The organism is Actinoplanes sp. NPDC049681, from assembly GCF_044465265.1.
Lineage (GTDB): Bacteria > Actinomycetota > Actinomycetes > Mycobacteriales > Micromonosporaceae > Actinoplanes.
Genome location: NZ_JBITLP010000001.1, coordinates 60,913 through 82,127 on the forward strand (window position 1 = coordinate 60,913; position 21,215 = coordinate 82,127).

Genomic DNA, 21,215 nt, shown 5'->3' on the forward strand with positions numbered 1-21,215 from the left:
GACGGGATCGGACCCGGGAATCATTGCGGCCTCGCGCAAATGGTTCGCCGGTATCCACAGCCGCTGCGATCATCGATCGGTGCTGCTCACCGTGACGACCACCCACCGGCCGGCGACCGACCTCGGCTACCTGCTGGTCAAGCACCCCGACAAAGTGCACTCCTTCGACGTGCCCACCGGCACGGCCCACGTCCTGTTCCCGGACGCGGGCGAGGACCGGTGCACGGCGGCGCTCCTGCTCGACGTCGACCCGCAGCGGCTCGGTGCCGCCCGCGGCGGGCGCAAGCAGCAGGCGGCGCCGGAGTCGTTCACGCTGGGTCAGTACGTCAACGACCGCCCGTACGCGGCCTCCAGCCTCCTGGCGAGCGCGCTGGCCAAGGTGTTCCGCAGTGCGCTGCGCGGCGAGTCGAGGGACCGCCCGGACCTCGCCGGCGAGCCGATCCCGCTGGAGATCCACGTGCCGGTGCTGCGCTGCAAGGGCGATCCGATCGCGCTGTTCGAGCCGCTCGGCTGGACGGTCACCGTGCGCCCGATCCCGCTCGACGACGTCCCGGAAGGGCACCCGCTCGCCGGCGACAGCGCGTACGCGGATCTCACCCTCACCGGCACGCTACGGCTGGCCGACGCGCTCAACCACCTGTACGTCCTGCTGCCCGTGCTCGACGACGCCAAGCACTACTGGGTGGCGCCGGACGAGATCGACAAGCTGCTCCGCGCGGGCGAGGGCTGGCTCTCCGGACACCCGGAGAAGGTCTTCATCACCCGCCGCTACCTGGCGCACCGCCGGTCCCTGGCGGCGAGCGCGCTGGAGCAGCTCGACCGGGACGACCCGGACACCGTCGACGCACCCGTCGACACCGCGGCCGACGAGGAGGCCGAGCTGCCGGTGGCGCGCAAGCAGTCGCTGGCCGAGCAGCGACGCGACGCCGTGCTGGCCGCCCTCGCCGAGTCGGGGGCCACCCGCGTGCTGGACCTCGGCTGTGGCGGCGGCGCACTGCTCGGTGCCCTCGTCAAGGACAAGCGCTACGCCGAGATCGTCGGCACCGACGTCTCCTCGCGGGCCCTGGAGCTGGCGCACCGGCGCCTGCACCTGGACCGCGTGCCGGAGCGGCAGCGCGGGCGCGTGACGCTGTGGCAGTCGGCGCTCACCTATCGGGACGACCGGCTGAAGGGGTACGACGCCGCCGTGCTGATGGAGGTCGTCGAGCACGTCGACCCGCCGCGCCTGCCCGCGCTGGAGGGGTCGGTCTTCGGCCACGCCCGCCCGGCGACCGTCGTCGTGACTACCCCGAACGCCGAGTACAACGTGCTCTACGAGGGCCTGACCGGCATGCGGCACAGCGATCACCGCTTCGAATGGACCCGCGCCGAGTTCGCCGACTGGACCGCCCGCATGGCGAGCGCGCACGGCTACGACGTAGCGATCCGAGGCGTCGGAGATCTGGACGAGACTTACGGAAACCCGACACAGATGGCGATCTTCACCCGGAAGGAGGCGGCATGACCGAGATCGACATTCCCGACCTGGCGCTGGTGGCGCTCGTCGGCATCTCCGGATCCGGCAAGTCCACCTTCGCCCGGCAGCATTTCGCGCCCACCCAGGTGCTCTCCTCGGACTACTTCCGCGGGCTGGTCGCCGACGACGAGAACGACCAGTCGGCCTCCGGTGACGCCTTCGACGTGCTGCACTACGTCGCCGCCAAGCGGCTCGCGGCCGGTCGGCTCACCGTCGTGGACGCCACCAACCTCCAGCCGCACGCCCGGGCCGGGCTGATCAAGGTGGCCCGCGAGCACGACGTGCTGCCGGTCGCCGTGGTGCTCGACGTGCCGGAGGCGCTGGCGTGGGAGCGTACGCAGGCCCGCGAGGACCGTACCTTCGGCCGTCAGGTCCTCACCCGGATGCATCGTGACCTGCGGCGTTCCCTGGGTCAGCTGGCCCGCGAGGGCTTCCGCAAGGTGCACGTGCTGCGCGGCACCGACGAGATCGCCGGCGCGACGATCCGCTACGAGAAGCTGTTCAACGACAAGCGGGAGCTCACCGGCCCGTTCGACATCATCGGCGACGTGCACGGCTGCCGCGCCGAGCTGGACGCCCTGCTCACGAAGCTCGGGTACGCCGTCACCCGCGACAACGCGGTGCATCCGGAAGGGCGCACCGCGGTCTTCGTCGGCGACCTGGTGGACCGCGGTCCGGACTCGCCGGGGGTTCTCCGCCTGGTCATGGGCATGGTCAAGAACGGTACGGCGATCTGCGTGCCGGGAAATCACGAGCAGAAGCTGGCGCGCAAGCTCAACGGCCGCAACGTACAGCTCACCCACGGCCTGCCCGAGACGCTGGCACAGCTGGAGGCCGAGACGCCCGAGTTCGTGGCCGAGGTGCACGCCTTCATCGAGGGCCTGGTCAGCCACTACGTGCTGGACGGCGGCAAGCTCGTGGTCGCGCACGCCGGCCTCAAGGAGGCATACCACGGCCGCGCGTCCGGCCGCGTGCGCTCGTTCGCGCTCTACGGCGAGACGACCGGCGAGACCGACGAGTACGGCCTCCCGGTCCGCTATCCGTGGGCGCGCGACTACCGCGGCTCGGCAGCCGTCGTGTACGGCCACACCCCGACCCCGGAACCGGAGTGGATCAACAACACGATCTGCCTCGACACCGGCTGCGTGTTCGGCGGCAAGCTCACCGCGCTGCGCTGGCCGTCGCGCGAGCTCGTCTCCGTGCCGGCGGCACGCGAGTACTACGCCCCGGCCCGGCCGCTGATCGCCGAGCCGGTCCGCCCCGACGAGGGCCTCGACCTCGCCGACGTGACCGGACGACGACACCTCGATTACGGGTACGGGCGCACGACGGTCGCCGCCGAGAACGCCGCCGCGGCGCTCGAGGTGATGAGCCGCTTCGCGCTCGCCCCCGAGACGCTGGTGTGGCTGCCGCCCACGATGGCGCCCTGCTCCACGGCGACGGTCGAGGGCTACCTCGAGCACCCGTCGACGGCGTTCGCGGATCTGCGGGCGGCCGGCGTCGGCAAGGTCGTGTGCGAGGAGAAGCACATGGGCTCGCGTGCCGTCGTGCGGGTCTCGCGCGACGGGGCCGGGGACGCCGTCTGGACGCGTACGGGAAGACCGTTCTTCGATGCCGCCCGCAACGAGGAGCTGCTGGCGAAGGTTCGTGCCGCGGCCGTCGCGGCGGGTGTCCTGGAGGACGGCTGGCTGCTGCTCGACACCGAGCTGCTGCCGTGGTCGGCGAAGGCGGGCGGGCTGATCCGCGAGCGGTACGCCGGCGTCGGTGCGGCCGGGCGAGCCGCACTGCCCGCGGCTCTGTCCCTGCTCGACCGCGTCGCGGCGCGCGGGCTGGACGTCGGCGCGCTGCGCGACCGGATCGAGCTGCGGGCGGCGGAGATCGCCGGATACTCGGCGGCCTACCGCGCGTACGTGCAGCCGACGGACGGCCTGACCGGCGTGACCCTGGCACCGTTCGCGGTGCTCGCCACGCCCGCGACCAGCCACAAGGACAAGGACCACGGCTGGCATCTCGACGTTGCCGACCGGCTCGTCGCGGCCGATCCGGGCCTGTTCACGCCGACCCGGCGGATGGTGGTGGACCTCGACGACGCCGCTGCCGAGAAGGCGGCGACCGACTGGTGGCTGGCGTTGACCGCGGCCGGAGGCGAGGGCATGGTCGTGAAGCCGTACGCCGGCCTGGGCGCGACGGACGCGCAGGGCCGCCTGGTGCAGCCGGGGGTGAAGTGCCGGGGACGGGAGTACCTGCGGATCATCTACGGCCCCGAGTACACCCGGCCGGAACAGCTGGAGCGGCTGCGGCAGCGCCGGCTCGGCCGCAAGCGGGCGCTGGCGCTGCGTGAGCACGGCCTCGGCCTGGCGGCGCTGGACCGGCTGGCCGAGGGCGCCCCGCTCTGGCGGGTGCACGAGCTGGTATTCGCCATCCTGGCTGCGGAATCGGAGCCGGTGGATCCCCGGCTGTAATCCTCAGCGTTCGCACAGGTGCCGGCAGGGCAGCGGCCGGTACCCTCCTAATCGTGACCTACAGTGCGCTCACCGAGCAGCTCGCTCTGAATCCGCTCGACCCGCAGGAACTGCTGCACACCTTCGGGTTGATCGGGGTCTGGGCGATCCTCTTCGCGGAGACCGGCCTCCTGGTCGGCTTCTTCTTCCCGGGGGATTCTCTGCTGTTCCTGGCGGGCGTGGCGGCCTCGCCGGTGGCCGACTCGATCTTCGGCGACGGCACCCGGATGTCGCTGATCGGGCTGCTCATCGGCGCACCCGTGTGCGCGGTCCTCGGCGCCCAGCTGGGCCACCTCCTCGGCGCCCGGTACGGCCGGCGCATGTTCGACCGCCCGGACAGCAGGCTGTTCAAGCGCGAGTACGTGGAGAAGGCCGAGTACTACTTCGAGAAGTTCGGCCCGGCGAAGGCGGTGGTGCTGGCGCGGTTCATCCCGATCGTCCGGACCTTCCTCAACCCGGTCGCCGGCACCCTCGGCATGCCGGCCAGGCAGTTCTTCCTGTGGAACGTGGTCGGCGCGGTGCTCTGGTGCGACGGCGTGATCCTGGTCGGCTACCTGCTCGCCGACCGGATCTGGCACGCCGTCGGCGACAAGATCGACCACTACATCCTGCCGGTCGTGGCCCTGATCGTGCTCATCTCGGTGCTGCCGATCATCATCGAGATGCTCCGCGAGCGCCGGGCGAAGAAGCGCGCCGCCGCGGCGGGCATGTCCGGGGAGACGGGCCCCGCGACCGCGATCGGCGTCGTGGCCGCGGCGACCGTGGCCGGCATCGCGGAGGAGCTGACCGACGAGGACGAGGACGAGAACGACCGCCGGAAGCACCGGCCGCGTCACTCCGCCTGAGCGCTGCCACGTGAGGCACCATCAAGATCGTGGAGACGACCCCGGCTGAGTTGCTGCGCAAGGCGTGTGCGACCTCCGACGTCGACGAGCTGGTCGGCATCGGGTGCGACCTCCCGGACAGCGGCGAGGCCGGCGGCGCGGAGTACTGCTTCCGGCGGGCGTCGGACCTCGGCGATGCCGGCGCCGCCTTCAACCTCGGCAACACCCTGGCCGGGCAGAAACGCTTTCGTGAAGCGGTGGGCGCCTACGAGCTTGCCCTCGAGCGCGGCGAAACCGATGCCTGGCTGAACCTGGGCCTGGTGTTGGGCGAACTCGGCGACCTGGCCGGCGAGATGCGCGCCTACGAGCAGGCCGAGCGTGCCGGCGACAGCGGCGGCACCCTGATGCTTGCCTTCGCCCTGCGGGAGCGGGGCGAGCATGACGCGGCCCTCGAGGCGGTCGAACGCGCCAGTGCCGCGGGCAACGAGCGGGCCGCAGCGGTGCTGGCCTGCTGGCGGTGGGACGAGAGCCTCGACCCTTCCCTCGAGCCGGCCCTGCGCGCCGGAGCTGAGCTGTACCCCTCTGCCCGCGCCGACCTGGGCGTCCTGCTGGTGAGCACGGGGCGGGTCGAAGAGGCTCGCCTGGTGCTCGTGCGTGGCATGGAGCTGGGCGAAGCCGACAGCATGGTTCCGCTAGGAAACCTCTACGCCGATGTCCTCGGCGACGACGACGCTGCGGAAGCCGCCTACCGCGCCGGCACCGAGCTCGGCGACGCGCACGCACATCACAATCTCGCGGTCCTGCTCCAGCGCCACGGTGACCTCGTCGGTGCCGAGCGACACTTCCGTCAGGCCGCGGAGAGGGGTGACACGCTGGCCGCGGCGGCGTTGCAAGATCTGTCCGAGGCCTGAGCGGTCACTTTCAGACCCGCAGCGGGGCCGTCCCGGCCAGCCCGTCCAGGAACTCCTCGGGCACCTCGCGCAGGTTGTCCAGCCGCCCCAGGGTCAGCGCCCGGTAGGTGAGCTGGGCGGCCTCCTCGAGGTTTCGGGCCCGCTTGTGGGCAAGCTCCACGCTGTCGGCCATCACCACACAGCCGTGCTGGCTCAGCACCAGGCAGTTGGTGCCGTCCGCCGCCATGGCCGCGGTCAAGGCCGCCACCTCGGCGCTGCCCGGCATCCGGAACGGCACGGTCGAGACGCGCGTCAGGTAGAACGCGTGATCCGTCGTCACGATCCGGATGTGCTCGCCCAGGGCGTCGAGCAACAGGGCCGTCTGCGGATGCAGGTGAACGATCGCATTGACGTCCGGCCGGGCGCGGTAGAGCGCCAGATGCAGCGGCAACTCGCTGGTCGGCTCGAGACGCGGCGCCGGCAGGCCGCCCGTGGCCGATATCGCCGGGCCGCCGTCGGTGATACGCACCGCCGCGAACGTCGAGCGGCTGAGCCTTTCGAGCCACGCACCGCTCGCGGTCACCCAGCAAGCGTCCTCGTCGGGGATACGGGCGGACAGGTTGCCGCCGCTGCCGCACACCAGACCGGCCTGCACCACGTCGTAGCCCACGTGCGCGAGCTGGTCGCGCAGATCACCGGGCACGTAGTTCACCCGTCAACTCCTTCGGGTCCTCGGGGGTGGATCCTGATGGAGGTGTCCCGCCTGGCGTCACGCTCGACAAACGTTCGGTGACGCCAGGCACCTTCCCGCCGAAGCCGGCGGTCCTACCAAGTCTGCCCGCATACACGGGCGTCCCTGCCTACTTCGTCCGTGCCAACCTCATCCGGCCGGCGCTTCCCCGGCCGGATGACCGGGGCCGGCCGGCAGCCGGTCCACCTTCGAGGGTTGCCGGCCGGTCATGCCCGACCGGCGGTGCCACCGCCCGCTCGACGCGGGGCGGGCCTGCCCGTGGCCCGCCCGGTGCGAGCGGGCTCCGCTCGCCGTCGGCCCGGTCAGCGGGCCTTCTTCGTGGCCCGCTTGCGGGGCGGGGTGAGCAGGTCCGCGATCGTCGCGATCGCCGTCGGGACCAGGCGGTAGTACGCCCACACGCCCCGCTTCTCGCGCTCGAGCAGCCCCGCCTCGGTCAGGATCCGGAGGTGGTGGCTGACGGTCGGCTGCGACAGTCCCAGCGGCGCGGTGAGGTCGCAGACGCACGCCTCACCGTCCGTAGCGGACTGGATGAGGCTGAGCAGCCGGAGCCGGGCGGGGTCCGCGAGTGCCTTCAGCACCCCGGCCAGCCGCTCCGCATCGGCACGTTCAATAGGCTCGCCGGCCAGCGGCGAGATCTGAGGCATTGTCATTTCCGCCAACGCAGTTCCCACGATCTCCATCCTTCCACCAACTGCATCGATTCTCCTGCATGTGCGCAGGAACGAACCGGCTGACTTTCAGGCCGTAAGGCCGAAGTCGATCGAACGGTAGGCCGATCGGCACGTCTGGCCGGCACCCCGCACGGCAGCGCCCGTACCCCGATCCACCATTCCCGCGACACCGACTTCGGTCTCTGCCTCCTGCAACGCCTCAGTCGCCTTCTGGTCGCTGCCCATCGCCGTCGAGCTCCTCGATCCCCGCCCCTGGAGTGAGCCGCCCCACATTTCGATGTCGCGATCAGTACGGCCACCGCCCGGCGTCCGCCCGTACGCCGGCACCGTCGTGTACTGCACCGTCACACGACGGGCTTGCACGTCACAGTCGACTTCACGACCCGATGAAAGCACGGCACAACGCTGCGCGACGGGCAATTCAGTGATGAATTTACGCAGGTCGTGGTGGGCTTCCATGACATCGAGGGTACTGGCTGTCCGGAAACTGGAACCTTCTGCCCTGGCGGGGCGGAAAGGAACTATTGACGCGCGCCGAAACATCCTCGTAACAGGAAATATTGTTAACTGAATCACCTCCACGGGCACCTTTGCCGCGGGCATTGATGCAGCTCAAACCCCCTTTGCCCGACTCTGTTCCCGGGCCCGGAGACAACGACGGTCATCGAACGAGTACGGACTGACACCGATGTCACCCGCGCAGTAATGTCCGTCCTCGGAGAAAGCCCGTCCGGACAGCGGCGCCGAACAGACCCTCGGCGACCAACGGTACCCGTTCGGGTGACGCACAACCGTCGATGTCGTCGACCCCGGGAGCTGGACGGACGCGTCGCCTTGCCCCCATCCGAGGGGGTGCCGGCTCTCCGTGGGTCAGCTGGACGGCCGCGTCGGGGACCCTTCCTCCGGGTCATTGCCGGCGCTCGTACCGCCGGTGTTGTCGGGCTGGACAGGTGCGGCCCACGAAGAGTCCGCCGCAGGGGGCCGTTCGGCCGACGGGACACCGGCGGCGGCACCCTCGGCCGCAGGCCACGGACGGTGGGGGGCAACGTCGCTCGGCGGCCAGCCGGGAATCCCCTTATTACTCTCCGTTACACTCGACGGGCCAACGGACGGGACCACCGGACGCGGCGGAGCCCACGGGCTCGGCTCACCGGGGCTCTCCACGGGCACCGGCACCTGAGGGGCAGCCGGGTAGGGCGCCCCGTACATCGGCTGGTAGCCGCCCGGAGGCCCGTAGGCGGGCCGCGGGGCCGCGAACGGATCCGGCGTAACCGGCTTCGGCGCCCGGCCGAAGAACCACCGCGGCGCGGCCAGCAACAGCAGCCCCACGAGCAGGTACCCGGCCATCTGAGCGACGGCCAGGCCGACGTTCAGGCCGATCCACGCCCCCGGGTAAGCATCGGCCAGGGCTGCGCCGATCGATCCCGGCGCCGACTCCCCGCCGCGTTGCACCGCCATCGTCAGCGTCGACACGCCCCCGGCGACCAGGCCGAGCGCACACACCACCAGGGTGGCGATGCGGATGCCGTTGCTGCCCCTGCGCAGGCCCAGGGCGAGCACCACGTACAGGGCGAAGAGGATGACCGCCAGCACCGCGCCGAGCGCCGCCTCGATCCACACCACCGTGACGAAGCCGTCGACGTCGGCACTCGCGCCGGCGGCGTCCCGGAAGCGGTCGACCGTGCCGGGCGCGACGGCCAGCATTGCCACCGCGTACCCGAGACCCACGACCGCCATGACGATGAGCAGGACCGACGCGAACCCGACCGAGACAGGCCGGCGTGGCGTCGCGGTGGGCGCGGGCGCGGCCGCCGCCGGGTACTGCACTGCGTACGACATGGTGGTTCCCTCCGTCGCGGACGAACCTACCCGGACGTACGACGCGCCGCCGGGCTTACCCGGCGGCGCGCGAGAAGACCGTCGTCAGGACGGATCTTTGGGGGTCGGAGGAGTGTCCGGCGGATTGTCGGGCGGCGACGGCGCGCTCCAGGGATCCGTCGCGGGCAGGCTGCCGGTGTGCGGCGACGGCCCGGAAGATTCCGGCGGAGGCGTGGTGTCCGAGGCGTTACCAGGTGGCATGGACGGCTCCTGCGACCCGGGGTAAGGAGGAAACGCCCCGGTCCCCGGATAGGGCTGCTGCGGATAGCCCGGCGCGGGGTATCCCGGCTGGCCGGGATAGCCGGGCTGCCCGGGATACGGGTATGGCATCGACGGGTCCCAGGTCGGCTGCGGCTTGCGGAAGTACGCGTTGGCTGCCGGCAGCATGAGCAGGATCAGCGCCGCGAGCATGGCCAGCACCAGCAGGATCGTCAGCGTCGTCGTGACGGGCGTGTACCAGGACGGGAGCTCGGCGGAGAGCCGCTCCTCCACCTCCCGCGCGCTCGGTCCCGTGGTGTTGCCGGAGTCGAGGTTCATCCCGCTGGTCGCCGCGTTGCCCAGCAGCCCGAAGCCGTTGCAGCAGAGGAAGATGCCGCCGATCACCCAGGTGGTGATCCGGGAGCCCTGCCGGCCACGGTTGTTGAAGATCGCAAGGATCGCCAGGCCGGCCGCGAACAGGATGTTGATCGCCACACCGACCACGCTGGCGCCGACGATGACGCTCTCCAAGCCGCTGTTGGAGGTGTTCGCGTACAGGTCCTTGTACACCTCCGAGATCGTGGAGATCGTGGTGAGCGACAGCACCGCGCCGAGGATCGACGCGGCGGCGCTGAAATACAGCAGGTACGACGAGACGGTGACGACCGTCGGCCGTGAACTCGGTGCCGGTGCTGCGGGATACATCGGCGCTCCCTCCTAGATCCACTCACGGTATCGGGCAGGCACCAGATGCGCGGACCGGCGAACGCACCGGCCAGATCTATGGCAACATCGCCCGAGTTAGCACGAAATCGGATGAAATAGGTCGCTCGTTCGAGGGGCGACGCAAGTCGATCCCGGCCCATACACTTCCATCTCGTGGCGCGCCGCAGGCATCAGAGTCCCTCGGCGCCGCCCTGTGCCCGACCGAGTCGCCGCCCCCGCTCACCAATCGCCGGGGTCGAGGCAGACCGGATCAGGGCGCCTTCCCGATTGCGCAGGCCGCGTGTCCTCGCCGCGGCCGCCCCAGACCAGTTAAGGACCGGTGAGTCCCATGCCCCACGCCGACACCCTGACCGTCGTTCACCATGACGACACGCGGACCCGATACCAGGACGTCCGCTATCAGCTCCACCGCGACGGCATCAGGATCTGGTCCGAGGAGGGCGAGCACGCCTTCACGGACATTCTCATGACCCACGCCTACCGGCAGCGGGAGGCGAAGGCCAGCTGACGACACAGAAGGGCCCCGAGCGAACTCGGGGCCCTTCTTCTTGCTCAGGCGCGGGTGACGCGCAGTCCGTCCTTCTGGTCGCTCAGGTCGACCAGCACGGTGTCGCCGTCGACGATCTCCCCGGCGAGCAGCGCCTTGGCCAGCGAGTCGCCGATCGCGGACTGCACCAGCCGGCGTAGCGGCCGCGCGCCGTAGATCGGGTCGTAGCCGTGCTCGCCCAGCCACTGCACGGCCGCCTCGGTGACGTCCAGGCTGAGCCGGCGGTCGGCCAGCCGGTTGCGCAGCCGGCCGAGCTGGATGTCCACGATCGCCGCCAGGTCCTGGGCGGTCAGCGCGTGGAACACCACGATGTCGTCGAGCCGGTTCAGGAACTCCGGCTTGAAGTGCGCGCGCACGGTCGCCATGACCTCCTCGCGGCGCTCCTCCTCGCCCAGGGTGAAGTCGGAGATGACCGACGAGCCCAGGTTGGAGGTCAGCACGAGGATCGCGTTGCGGAAGTCGACCGTACGCCCCTGGCCGTCGGTGAGCCGCCCGTCGTCGAGCACCTGCAGCAGCACGTCGAAGACGTCCGGGTGCGCCTTCTCCACCTCGTCCAGCAGCACCACGCTGTACGGCCGCCGCCGCACCGCCTCGGTCAGCTGGCCGCCCTCCTCGTAGCCGACGTACCCGGGCGGGGCACCGACGAGGCGGGCGACGGAGTGCTTCTCGCCGTACTCGCTCATGTCGATGCGGACCATGGCCCGCTCGTCGTCGAAGAGGAAGCCCGCGAGGGCCTTGGCCAGCTCGGTCTTGCCGACGCCGGTGGGGCCGAGGAACAGGAAGCTGCCGGTGGGCCGGTCCGGGTCGGCGACGCCCGCGCGGGCCCGGCGCACGGCCCCGGAGACGGCCGCGACGGCCTCGGCCTGGCCGACCACCTTGGCCTGCAGCGACTCCTCCATGCGCAGGAGCTTGGCGGTCTCGCCCTCCATCATGCGGCCGGCGGGGATGCCGGTCCAGGACGCGATGACCTCGGCGATGTCGTCGGCGCCGACCTCCTCCTTGACCATCGGCGGCTCGGTCTTCTCGTCCTCGGCGGCGGCCGCGCTCTCCATCTCGCGTTCCAGCGCCGGGATCTCCTGGTACTGCAGGCGGGAGGCCCGCTCCCAGTCGGCCTCGCGCTGGGCGCGCTCGAGCTCGGCGCGCGTCTCGTCGAGCTTCTTCTTCAGCTCGCCGACCCGGTTCAGGCCGCCGCGTTCGCGCTCCCACCGGGCGTTGAGGGCGGTCAGCTCCTCCTCGCGGTCGGCCAGGTCGCGCTCGAGGCGCTCCAGCCGGGCGACCGACGCCGGGTCGGTCTCCTTCTCCAGCGCGAGCTTCTCGACCCGCATCCGGTCGACCTGCCGCTGCAGCTGGTCGAGCTCGACCGGGCGGGAGTCGATCTCCATGCGCAGCCGGGAGGCCGCCTCGTCGATCAGGTCGATGGCCTTGTCGGGCAGGAACCGGTCGCTGATGTAGCGGTCGGACAGCGCGGCGGCCGCGACCAGGGCGGCGTCGGTGATCTGCACGCGGTGGTGGGCCTCGTAGCGGCCCTTGAGACCACGCAGGATGCCGATGGTGTCCTCGACCGTGGGCTCACCGACGACGACCGGCTGGAAGCGGCGTTCCAGGGCCGGGTCCTTCTCGATGTGCTCGCGGTATTCGTCGAGGGTGGTGGCGCCGACCATGCGCAGCTCGCCGCGGGCCAGCATCGGCTTGAGCATGTTGCCGGCGTCCATCGAGCCCTCGCCCTTGCCGGCGCCGACGACGGTGTGCAGCTCGTCGAGGAACGTGACGACCTGGCCGTTGGAGTTGCGGATCTCCTCGAGGACGCTCTTGAGGCGCTCCTCGAACTGGCCGCGATACTGCGCGCCGGCGACCATCGCGCCGAGGTCGAGTGAGACGAGCTTCTTGTCGCGCAGCGTCTCCGGCACGTCGCCGGCGACGATCCGCTGCGCGAGGCCCTCGACGATCGCGGTCTTGCCCACGCCGGGCTCGCCGATCAGCACCGGGTTGTTCTTGGTACGCCGGGAGAGCACCTGCACCACCCGGCGGATCTCGGCGTCCCGCCCGACCACCGGGTCGATCTTGCCGTCGCGAGCCAGCGCGGTGAGGTCGACGCTGTACTTCTCCAGCGCCTTGTACGTCTGCTCGGGATCCTGATTCGTCACCCGCCGCTCGCCGCCGCGGACCGACGGAAAGGCGGCGACGAGCGTCTCCTCGGTGGCGCCGACGTCGCGCAGGGCCGTGCCGACCGCCCCGCCCACCCGGGCCAGGCCGGCGAGCAGGTGCTCGGTCGAGACGTACTCGTCGCCCAGCGGCTTGGCGATCAGCTCGGCCTCACCGATGGCGTTGACGAACTCGCGCGAGAGGCTGGGTTCCGCGGTGCTCGAGCCGCGTGCGGAGGGTTGCTGTTCGACCGCGCGTACGGCGGCGCGCCGGACGTCCGCGGGATTGGCGCCCACCGCTCGCAGCAGCGCCGGAGCGGTGGAGCCGCCGGTGTCGAGCAGCGAGAGGAGCAGGTGCCACGGCTCGACGGTGGCGTGCCCGCGCTGGTTGGCGTCGGCGACCGCACCGGTGATGACGTCGCGGCTCTTGGTGGTAAGGCGTTCGGCGTTCATGAGCTCCCCTGATCGGATCTTCCAAGAGATGCAGCATCCGCGTGGTTCAGCAACTCGAGACTTGAGCGTATTCCACTCAACTCTAGGTCGGCGAGTCCACGACCGAGAAAGAGATGCCGGTAACCCCGCCGGGACGTAACGTCAGACATATGGCCCTCGGCACCGTGCGGCGTACGCCGCGGCTCACTCGTGCGCTCCTTCCCCTGGGCCTCGTCTTCCTCGCGGTCGGGATCTCCACGGCGCTGGTCGGCCCGTTCCTGTCGCTCTTCCTGAGCACCGAGGTCGACGCCGGCCCGCTGCAGGTGACGGTCTTCCTGGTCGTCGCCCCGCTGTCCGGGGTGCTCGGCTCGACCCTGATCGGGCGGCTCTCGGACCGGCGCCCGATCCGGCGCAGGCTGCTCGTGGGCGGCGCCGTGGCCGGCATGATCGGCTGCGCGCTCACCGCGGTGGTACGCGACTACTGGGTTCTGCTCGGCCTGACGATCACCGCGATCGCACTCGCGAACTCGCTCTTTCCCCAATCCTTCGCGTACGCCCGCCAGGTGCTCGAACGCGACGCCCCCGACCGGGCCGCGATGGGCATCAGCGGCCTGCGCACCGTCTTCTCCCTGGCCTGGGTGGCGGGTCCGCCGCTGGCCGCCTTTTTGCTCGACGCCGGAGGATTCGTCTGGGTCTACGGCGCCGCCGCCCTCATGTACGCCCTGGCCGCCGCCATCGGCCTCTTCGGGCTGGACGAGGTGGAGGCGCCCGCGATCGCCGCCACGCCGGACAAGGCCGCAATCTCGGGCACGCTGCTGCTGACGGCCGCCGCCTTCACGCTCATGCAGACGCCGCTGACGCTGGCCGTACAGGCGTTGCCGCTGTACATCCGCACTGATCTGGGCGGTGACGTCGCCGACGCCGGTCTGGTGCTGGGCCTGTGCGCGGCCCTCGAGATCCCGCTGATGCTCGGGCTGGGCGCGATGTCCACCCGGATGCCCCTGCGCGTGCTGCTCCTGGCCGGGGCCGCCTGCGGGATCGCGTACTACGGGCTGGTCGCGATGGCCTCCAGCGTCTGGCTGCTGTTCGGCGCGCAGATCCTGAACGCGCTCTTCATCGCCGCCGTGTCCGGGCTCGGCATCACGTACATGCAGAACATGCTGCCGGGGCATCCCGGGCGGGCCACCACGCTGTTCACCAACTCGTTCCCGCTGGGCGCGATGCTCGCCGGGCCGCTGTTCGGGGTCGCTCAGCATTTCGGCTACCGGCACGCGTACGTGATCTGCACCGTCCTGTGCGCGGCGGGCCTGCTGCTGTTGACCGTGGTACGCCCGCCCAGCCGTTACGGTGGAACGCGTGCGCGTACGGGTTGAGCAGACTCCACTTCCTGGCATCGGCGTCCGTCATGACCTGGTGACTTCCTCCGGGCGTACGGTCGGCGTGGTCTCGCACCGCAACGGCCGCCGCGACCTGGTGCTGTACGACGTGGACGACCCCGATTCGTGCCTCGCCTCGATACCGCTGACCGACGACGAGGCGGAGGCCCTGGCCGACGTCCTCGGCGCCTCGCTCATGCTCGGGCAGCTCTCCGGTCTGCGTCAGCAGGCGGCGGGCCTGCTGACCGAGCAGATCGCCCTGCCCGCCGGCTCGCCGTTCGTGGGTCGCCGGCTGGGCGACACCCGCGCCCGCACCCGCACCAGCGCCTCGATCGTGGCCGTCCTGCGCGACCGCGAGGTGATCGCCTCCCCCGGTCCGTCGTTCTCCTTCGAGGCGAACGACGTGGTGGTCGCCGTCGGCACCCGGCAGGGCCTGGACGGCGTCACCGCCATCCTCGCCGGCGATCACGGCGACTGAGGCGCCGGTGCACAGCACGACGGTCCTCCTGATCGAGGTCGGTGCGCTGCTCTTCGCGCTCGGCATGCTCGGCCGCCTCGGCCGCCGCATCGGGCTCTCCCCCATCCCGCTCTACCTGCTCGCCGGGCTCGCGTTCGGGCAGGGCGGCCTCGTCCCGCTCTCCGCCAGCGAGGAGTTCATCGAGATCGGCGCCGAGATCGGTGTCGTCCTGCTGCTGGTCATGCTGGGGCTGGAGTACTCGGCGAGCGAGCTCGTCGGCAACCTGCGCTCGGCCGCGCCCGCGGGCGTGATCGACGCGCTGCTCAACGCCCTGCCCGGCGCCGGCTTCGCCCTGCTGCTCGGCTGGGGCTGGGAGGCGGCCCTGGTGCTGGCCGGCATCACCTGGGTCTCGTCGTCCGGCGTGATCGCCAAGGTGCTCGGCGACCTGGGCCGGCTCGGCAACCGCGAGACGCCGGTGATCCTGTCCGTCCTGGTCATCGAGGACCTGGCGATGGCGTTCTACCTACCACTCGTCACAGCGGTGCTGGCCGGGGTGGGGCTGGCCGGCGGCATGAAGGCGCTCGCGGTCGCGGTGCTCACGGTGGTCGCGGTGCTGGTCGTGGCGATCCGGTACGGGCACGCCATCTCCAGCTTCATGTCCGTCAAGGACGCCGAGGCGCTGCTGCTGAGCGTGCTCGGCCTGACCCTGTTCGTCGCCGGCGTGGCGGCCGAACTGAAGGTCTCGGCAGCCGTGGGCGCCTTCCTCGTGGGTATCGCCCTCTCCGGCCAGGTGGCGCACAGCGCCGTGCAGATGCTCTCGCCGCTGCGCGACCTCTTCGCCGCGGTCTTCTTCGTCTTCTTCGGCCTGTCCACGGACCCGGCCGCGATGCCGCCGGTGCTGCTGCCCGCGCTCGGGCTCGCCCTGCTCACGATGCTGACCAAGGTGCTGACCGGCGTCCTGGCCGCCCGCCGCGCCGGGATCGCGCTGCCCGGTCAGATCCGCGCCGGGCTGGCCCTGATGCCCCGCGGCGAGTTCTCGATCGTCATCGCCGGGCTGGCCGTCGCGTCCGGCGTCGAGCCCGAGCTGGCACCGGTGGCCACCGCGTACGTACTCATCACGGTGGTGAGCGGACCGCTTCTGGCGCGCCTGCCGGACTACACCTGGTTCAAGAACATCGTCCGGCGGCGGACGGCTGTGCGCCGCACGGCCGACGTACTCCCCGCCGTGGACTGAGCTGCAGCTCATTGCTACTGACCGGTATCTGAAAGTGATACTTCATCACTTCCGCACGATGCCCGGTTCGCGCTAACGTGTCGCCGCGACAACATCGAGTTACAGGGTGACCAGCGACACGCCGGACTTGAGGGGGTTACGGCGCCGACGCGGGCCCTCTGCCGGAGGAGGTCGGCGGATGATCGAGCGTGTAGAGGCGGCATCGTGACCGTGCGCGAAGCGACATTTTTCGGTTTCGCCAATCCGGTCGATCCGAGGCCGGAAGAGCTGCAGGCGTGGGCGTACCACCCGGAGGCCGTGCCGCTCGACTCCATGCCCTCGGACTGGGACCTGCTCATCGCGGGTGACGTCCTGGCGCCCACCCTGTTCGAGCTGGCGATGGACCGGCAGTGCCCGGCCCGCCGCTTCGCCCAGCACTGCATGTACATCTACGCGGCGGACGGCGTACGCCCCAACGCGTCCTCGCAGCGCAAGCGCCGCCTGAAGAAGTACGTCGAGCGCGCCGAGGAGGTCGGCGACGAGCCGATGTCGATCTGGGCGCACAACTGCCGGGTGCTGATGACCCGCCCCGAGCTCTTCGACTACGAGGACTGGATCGAGGGTGGCCTGGTGCGCCACCCCCGCCGCCTCGCGCTCTTCGGCCGCCGCTGAACCCGGCGGCGGCCCGCTCCGGCTACTTGTCGCCGGGACGCCGGGGCCGCCAGACCACCAGGGCGGTGGACGGCGGCTGCCGGCGTACCAGGTCGCGTCCCGGATACGCCCCGATCGACTCGAGCTGGGCGATCCGCTGGTACGCGCCGTCGAGCTGCGACTCCAGCTCGGCGATCCGTTCCTGCAGCTCGCCCACGAGCTGCTCGAGCCCGATGATGCGCTTGATGCCGGCCAGGTTGACGCCCTCCTCCTGGCTCAGCTTCTGCACCTCACGCAGCAGCGCGACGTCCCGCTCGCTGTAGCGCCGGCCGCCGCCACCGGCCCGGCCGGGCTGCACCAGGCCGAGCCGGTCGTACTGGCGGAGGGTCTGCGGGTGCATCCCGGCCAGCTTCGCGGCCACGGAGATGATCAGAACCTTCGCGTCGGAGGCCTGCTCCATCGAGATGCTGATCTCTTCATACATGTGCCACCTCCCGAAGGTTCATCATCCGCGGCGGAGCCGGGCTTCGATGCGTCCACGTTCCGCCGTGGGCGTGAGCTTGGCGAACCGCTCCAGCGCGTCGCGGGCCTCGTCCGAAACCCCGGAGGGTACCTGCACCTCGACCGTCACGATCAAGTCTCCGGCCCTGCCGTCGCGGCGTTGCACGCCCTTGCCGCGCGCCCGCAACTTGCGGCCGCTCGGGGTGCCCGGCGGAACCCGCAGGGTCACCGGGCTGTCCAGGGTGGGCACCCGCAGATCGGTGCCGAGGACCGCTTCCGCGAAGCTGATCGGCACGGTCAGCGTGATGTCCTCGCCGGTGCGCCCGAACAGGTCGTCGGGCCGCACGCGGACCTGCACGTACAGGTCGCCGGCCGGGCCGCCCCGCTCCCCCGGCTCGCCGCGCCCGCTCAGCCGGATCCGCTGACCGTCGGCGACACCGGCCGGGAAACGGACGTTGATCGTGCGGTTCTTGGTGACCCCGCCCGTGCCCCGGCACTCCGGGCACTTCTCGTCGACTATGCTGCCCGCGCCCTGGCACTCCCGGCACGGCTCGGAGAAGCTGAACGACCCCTGGTTGCGGGAGATCAGCCCGGTGCCGTGGCATTGCGGACAGGCTCGCGGCACGGTGCCCGGCTTGGCGCCGTTGCCGTGGCAGGTGTCGCAGACGCCCGGCGACCGCAGCGTGAGCGGCAGCGTCGTGCCCTGCACCGCGTGGGCGAAGTCGAGCGTCACCTCCGCCTCGACGTCCCGGCCGCGCTGCGGACCCCGGCGTCCACCCGGGCCCGCGCCTCCGCCCGAGAAGATCGAGCTGAAGATGTCCGAGAAGCCGGCGCCGCCGAACCGCCGGTCACCGGCCCCCGTGCCGGCGCCGGCGCCGCCGAACCCGCCGAACAGGTCGGACGGGTCGAACTGGCCGCTGCCACCGGCGCGGGCTCCCCGGCGGAACGCGCCCGAGCCGAACAGGGAGCGCATCTCGTCGTACTCTTTGCGCTTCTTGTCGTCGGAGAGCACGTCGTACGCCTCGGACGCGGCCTTGAACCGCTCCTCGGCGTCCTTGTTGCCGGGGTTGTGGTCGGGGTGATTCTCCCGGGCCAGCTTCCGGTACGCCTTCTTGATGTCGTCGGCGGAGGCGGACTTGCCCACCCCGAGAACGGCGTAGAAGTCCTTCTCCAGCCAGTCCTTCGAACTCATCCAGCCCACCTCCTCCTACGGATATGGCAAGTCTTAAGTCCGGTCTCGGGCGGCGGGTGGGGCGGTCGGAAGGGGGTCCCGCCCACCGGGTGGTGGACGGGACGGGACATCGTCACGCGGGGTCGGCGACCGCGACCAGCGCGGGCCGCAGCAGCCGCTCGCCGAGGGTGTAGCCGCGACGCATGACCTCGACGCAGGTGGGCTCCGTGACGTCGGCGGACGTCAGGTGCGCCACCGCCTCGTGGCGGGTCGGGTCGAACGGATCGCCCTTCTCGCCGAAGGCCACGAGACCCAGCTTGCCGACCACGGCGCCCAGCGACTCGGCGACCGAGGCGAACGGCCCGACCAGGTCGCCGTGCTCGCGGGCCCGGTCGATGTCGTCGAGCACCGGCAGCAGCGCGGTGAGCACCGTGCCGGTCGTCTGCTCGGCGGCCGTGCTCCGGTCCCGGTCGACGCGCTTGCGGTAGTTGGCGTACTCGGCGGTCACCCGCTGCAGGTCGCGGGTGCGCTCCTCCAGCTCGGTCCGCAGGGCCTGGAGCTCCGCTCCGAGACCCGGCGTGGGGGTCACCTCGTCCTCGGGTTCCTCGGCGGCGCGGTGCGCGCCGGCCTTGGTCTCCTTGGACTCCTCGGCCTCCTTGGTCACCGTGGTGTCCTTACCCTTCACGTCGATCTTGCGGCGATCGCGGATGACGACGCGCTCGGTCGCCTGACCGTCGTTCTCGTCGTCCGCCCGGGTCACTTCTTGTCGTCCTCGACGATCTCGGCGTCGACGACGTCGTCAGCGCCACCCTGCGGGCCCGCGCTCGAGCCGGCCGCGCCACCGGGCGCGCCCTGGCTGCCGTCGGCACCGGGGTTCTCCTGCGCGCCCTCCTGCTGCTGCTGGGCGTAGAGCAGGGAACCGGCCTGCTGGGACACCGTCGCCAGCTTCTCGTGAGCGGTCTTGATCTTCTCGATGTCACTGCCGCCCAGCGCGCCGCGCAGGTCGCCCAGCGCCTCGCTGATCTGGTTGCGGGAGTCCTCGGGAAGCTTGTCGCCGCTCTCGGCCAGGAACTTCTCGGTCTGCCACTGAAGCTGCTCGGCGAGGTTGCGCGTCTCCGCGTCCTCCTTGCGCTTCTTGTCCTCGTCGGCGTGGTCCTGAGCGTCGCGCATCATGCGCTCGATGTCGTCCTTCGGCAGCGCGGAGCCGCCGGTGATGGTCATCTTCTGCTCCTTGCCGGTGCCCAGGTCCTTCGCGTGGACGTTCACGATGCCGTTGGCGTCGATGTCGAAGGTGACCTCGATCTGCGGCACGTTGCGCGGGGCCGGCGGCAGGCCGGTCAGCTCGAAGGTGCCGAGCTTCTTGTTGTACGCCGCGATCTCGCGCTCGCCCTGGAAGACCTGGATCAGCACGGACGGCTGGTTGTCGTCGGCCGTGGTGAAGACCTCGGAGCGCTTGGTCGGGATCGTGGTGTTGCGCTCGATGAGCTTGGTGAAGATGCCGCCCTTGGTCTCGATGCCCAGCGACAGCGGGGTCACGTCGAGCAGGAGGACGTCCTTGACCTCGCCCTTGAGCACGCCGGCCTGCAGGGCGGCGCCGACGGCGACGACCTCGTCCGGGTTCACGCCCTTGTTCGGCTCCTTGCCGGTCAGCGACTTGACCAGCTCGGTCACGGCCGGCATACGGGTCGAGCCGCCGACCAGGATGACGTGGTCGACGTCGGCGACCTTGACGCCGGCGTCCTTGATCGCCTGCTCGAACGGGCCCTTGCAGCGGTCGAGCAGGTCCTGGGTCATGCGCTGGAACTCGGCGCGGCTCAGGTTCATGTCGAGGTGCAGCGGGCCGGACGGGCCGGCGGTGATGTACGGCAGGTTGATGCTGGTGGTGGTCGCCGCGGACAGCTCGATCTTGGCCTTCTCGGCGGCCTCCTTGAGGCGCTGCAGGGCCATCTTGTCCTGGGACAGGTCGATGCCGTTCTCGCCGCGGAACGTCTTGACCAGGTGGTCGATGATCCGCTGGTCCCAGTCGTCGCCGCCGAGGTGGTTGTCACCGGAGGTCGACTTCACCTCGATGACGCCCTCGCCGAGCTCGAGCAGGGAGACGTCGAAGGTGCCGCCGCCGAGGTCGAAGACCAGGACGGTCTGCTCCTTGGAACCCTTGTCCAGGCCGTACGCCAGCGCGGCGGCGGTGGGCTCGTTGACGATCCGCAGGACGTTGAAGCCCGCGATCTCGCCGGCCTCCTTGGTGGCCTGCCGCTGCGCGTCGTTGAAGTAGGCCGGGACGGTGATGACCGCGTCGGTGACGGTCTCGCCGAGGTAGGCCTCGGAGTCGCGCTTGAGCTTCATGAGCACCCGCGCGGAGATCTCCTGCGGGGTGTACTTCTTGCCGTCGATGTCGATGGACCAGTTGGTGCCGACCTCGCGCTTGACCGAACGGATGGTCCGGTCGGGGTTGGTCACCGCCTGACGCTTGGCGACCTCACCCACGAGCACCTCGCCGTTGCGCGCGAAGGCGACGATGGACGGGGTCGTCCGAGCACCCTCCGCGTTGGCGACGACGGTGGGCTCGCCTCCTTCCAGAACGCTGACGCAGGAGTTCGTGGTGCCGAGGTCGATGCCGACCGCTCGTGCCATGTTCGCTTCCTCGCTTCTGACCAGGCGTCTACTGCTGTTCGGTCCTCAAGTTGAGTGGACCGGACTCAATGATGCCACGGGATCACCAGTCCGCAAGTGCAAGTTGAGTCAACCCGGCGCAACCTCGCGCCGAAGGTTCC

General features: G+C 70.8%; 19 protein-coding genes. 9 read left to right on the forward strand and 10 right to left on the reverse strand.

Annotation, left to right across the window (positions count from 1 at the left end):
- Positions 1-79: 79 nt before the first annotated feature.
- The 4 genes from ACIBO8_RS00335 to ACIBO8_RS00350 are packed head-to-tail and all read left to right on the forward strand — an operon-like array spanning position 80 to position 5,752.
- On the forward strand, positions 80-1,504 hold the full coding sequence (locus ACIBO8_RS00335) for a 3' terminal RNA ribose 2'-O-methyltransferase Hen1 (protein ID WP_396112925.1): 1,425 nt from the start codon (positions 80-82) through the stop codon (positions 1,502-1,504).
- The gene (locus tag ACIBO8_RS00340) at positions 1,501-3,978 is read left to right on the forward strand and encodes a polynucleotide kinase-phosphatase (protein WP_396112926.1); all 2,478 of its coding nucleotides are present in this window, start codon (positions 1,501-1,503) and stop codon (positions 3,976-3,978) included. The genes ACIBO8_RS00335 and ACIBO8_RS00340 overlap by 4 nt, the downstream gene beginning before the upstream one ends.
- A gap of 53 nt (positions 3,979-4,031) precedes the next feature.
- Entirely contained in the window at positions 4,032-4,862 is an 831-nt protein-coding gene (locus ACIBO8_RS00345) for a DedA family protein (RefSeq protein WP_396112927.1), read from the forward strand.
- Between the two features lie 29 nt (positions 4,863-4,891).
- A complete protein-coding gene (locus tag ACIBO8_RS00350) occupies positions 4,892-5,752 on the forward strand; it encodes a tetratricopeptide repeat protein (RefSeq protein WP_396112928.1) in 861 nt (286 codons plus the stop codon).
- A gap of 10 nt (positions 5,753-5,762) precedes the next feature.
- On the opposite strand, the gene ACIBO8_RS00355 is transcribed toward ACIBO8_RS00350, so the two are convergent.
- From ACIBO8_RS00355 to ACIBO8_RS00375, 5 genes are all read right to left on the reverse strand, one after another.
- Positions 5,763-6,443, reverse strand: a complete 681-nt coding sequence (locus ACIBO8_RS00355) for a class II aldolase/adducin family protein (RefSeq protein ID WP_396112929.1) — start codon at positions 6,441-6,443, stop codon at positions 5,763-5,765.
- A gap of 341 nt (positions 6,444-6,784) precedes the next feature.
- On the reverse strand, positions 6,785-7,162 hold the full coding sequence (locus ACIBO8_RS00360) for a helix-turn-helix transcriptional regulator (RefSeq protein ID WP_014440216.1): 378 nt from the start codon (positions 7,160-7,162) through the stop codon (positions 6,785-6,787).
- A gap of 57 nt (positions 7,163-7,219) precedes the next feature.
- Positions 7,220-7,612 (reverse strand): hypothetical protein, encoded by a 393-nt coding sequence (locus tag ACIBO8_RS00365; RefSeq protein ID WP_396112930.1) that lies wholly within the window; start codon positions 7,610-7,612, stop codon positions 7,220-7,222.
- Between the two features lie 411 nt (positions 7,613-8,023).
- Positions 8,024-8,992, reverse strand: a complete 969-nt coding sequence (locus ACIBO8_RS00370; protein ID WP_396112931.1) for a hypothetical protein — start codon at positions 8,990-8,992, stop codon at positions 8,024-8,026.
- Between the two features lie 84 nt (positions 8,993-9,076).
- A complete protein-coding gene (locus ACIBO8_RS00375) occupies positions 9,077-9,934 on the reverse strand; it encodes a hypothetical protein (RefSeq protein WP_396112932.1) in 858 nt (285 codons plus the stop codon).
- 349 nt (positions 9,935-10,283) lie between these two features.
- On the opposite strand from ACIBO8_RS00375, the gene ACIBO8_RS00380 reads away from it, so the two are divergent.
- Entirely contained in the window at positions 10,284-10,463 is a 180-nt protein-coding gene (locus ACIBO8_RS00380; RefSeq protein ID WP_396112933.1) for a hypothetical protein, read from the forward strand.
- Between the two features lie 44 nt (positions 10,464-10,507).
- Here the strand turns inward: ACIBO8_RS00380 and clpB are convergent, their stop codons facing one another.
- Complete coding sequence (clpB, locus tag ACIBO8_RS00385) at positions 10,508-13,096, reverse strand: ATP-dependent chaperone ClpB (protein WP_396112934.1); 2,589 nt, start codon at positions 13,094-13,096, stop codon at positions 10,508-10,510.
- Positions 13,097-13,245: 149 nt separating this feature from the next.
- Here clpB and ACIBO8_RS00390 point away from each other — a divergent pair, with 149 nt between their 5' ends.
- The 4 genes from ACIBO8_RS00390 to ACIBO8_RS00405 all read left to right on the forward strand — a co-directional run bounded on the left by ACIBO8_RS00390 (position 13,246) and on the right by ACIBO8_RS00405 (position 16,793).
- A complete protein-coding gene (locus tag ACIBO8_RS00390; protein ID WP_396112935.1) occupies positions 13,246-14,448 on the forward strand; it encodes a sugar efflux transporter in 1,203 nt (400 codons plus the stop codon).
- A complete protein-coding gene (locus ACIBO8_RS00395; protein ID WP_396112936.1) occupies positions 14,432-14,929 on the forward strand; it encodes a cation:proton antiporter regulatory subunit in 498 nt (165 codons plus the stop codon). The genes ACIBO8_RS00390 and ACIBO8_RS00395 overlap by 17 nt, the downstream gene beginning before the upstream one ends.
- A gap of 7 nt (positions 14,930-14,936) precedes the next feature.
- A complete protein-coding gene (locus tag ACIBO8_RS00400; protein ID WP_396112937.1) occupies positions 14,937-16,142 on the forward strand; it encodes a cation:proton antiporter in 1,206 nt (401 codons plus the stop codon).
- A gap of 204 nt (positions 16,143-16,346) precedes the next feature.
- Entirely contained in the window at positions 16,347-16,793 is a 447-nt protein-coding gene (locus ACIBO8_RS00405; protein ID WP_364709603.1) for a hypothetical protein, read from the forward strand.
- Between the two features lie 22 nt (positions 16,794-16,815).
- On the opposite strand, the gene ACIBO8_RS00410 is transcribed toward ACIBO8_RS00405, so the two are convergent.
- From ACIBO8_RS00410 to dnaK, 4 genes are all read right to left on the reverse strand, one after another.
- On the reverse strand, positions 16,816-17,256 hold the full coding sequence (locus ACIBO8_RS00410) for a heat shock protein transcriptional repressor HspR (protein ID WP_396112938.1): 441 nt from the start codon (positions 17,254-17,256) through the stop codon (positions 16,816-16,818).
- Between the two features lie 21 nt (positions 17,257-17,277).
- Positions 17,278-18,465, reverse strand: a complete 1,188-nt coding sequence (dnaJ, locus tag ACIBO8_RS00415) for a molecular chaperone DnaJ (RefSeq protein ID WP_396112939.1) — start codon at positions 18,463-18,465, stop codon at positions 17,278-17,280.
- Between the two features lie 112 nt (positions 18,466-18,577).
- Entirely contained in the window at positions 18,578-19,204 is a 627-nt protein-coding gene (grpE, locus tag ACIBO8_RS00420; RefSeq protein WP_396112940.1) for a nucleotide exchange factor GrpE, read from the reverse strand.
- Positions 19,201-21,075, reverse strand: a complete 1,875-nt coding sequence (gene dnaK / locus ACIBO8_RS00425; protein ID WP_396112941.1) for a molecular chaperone DnaK — start codon at positions 21,073-21,075, stop codon at positions 19,201-19,203. The genes grpE and dnaK overlap by 4 nt, the downstream gene beginning before the upstream one ends.
- Between the last annotated feature and the right edge of the window lie 140 nt (positions 21,076-21,215).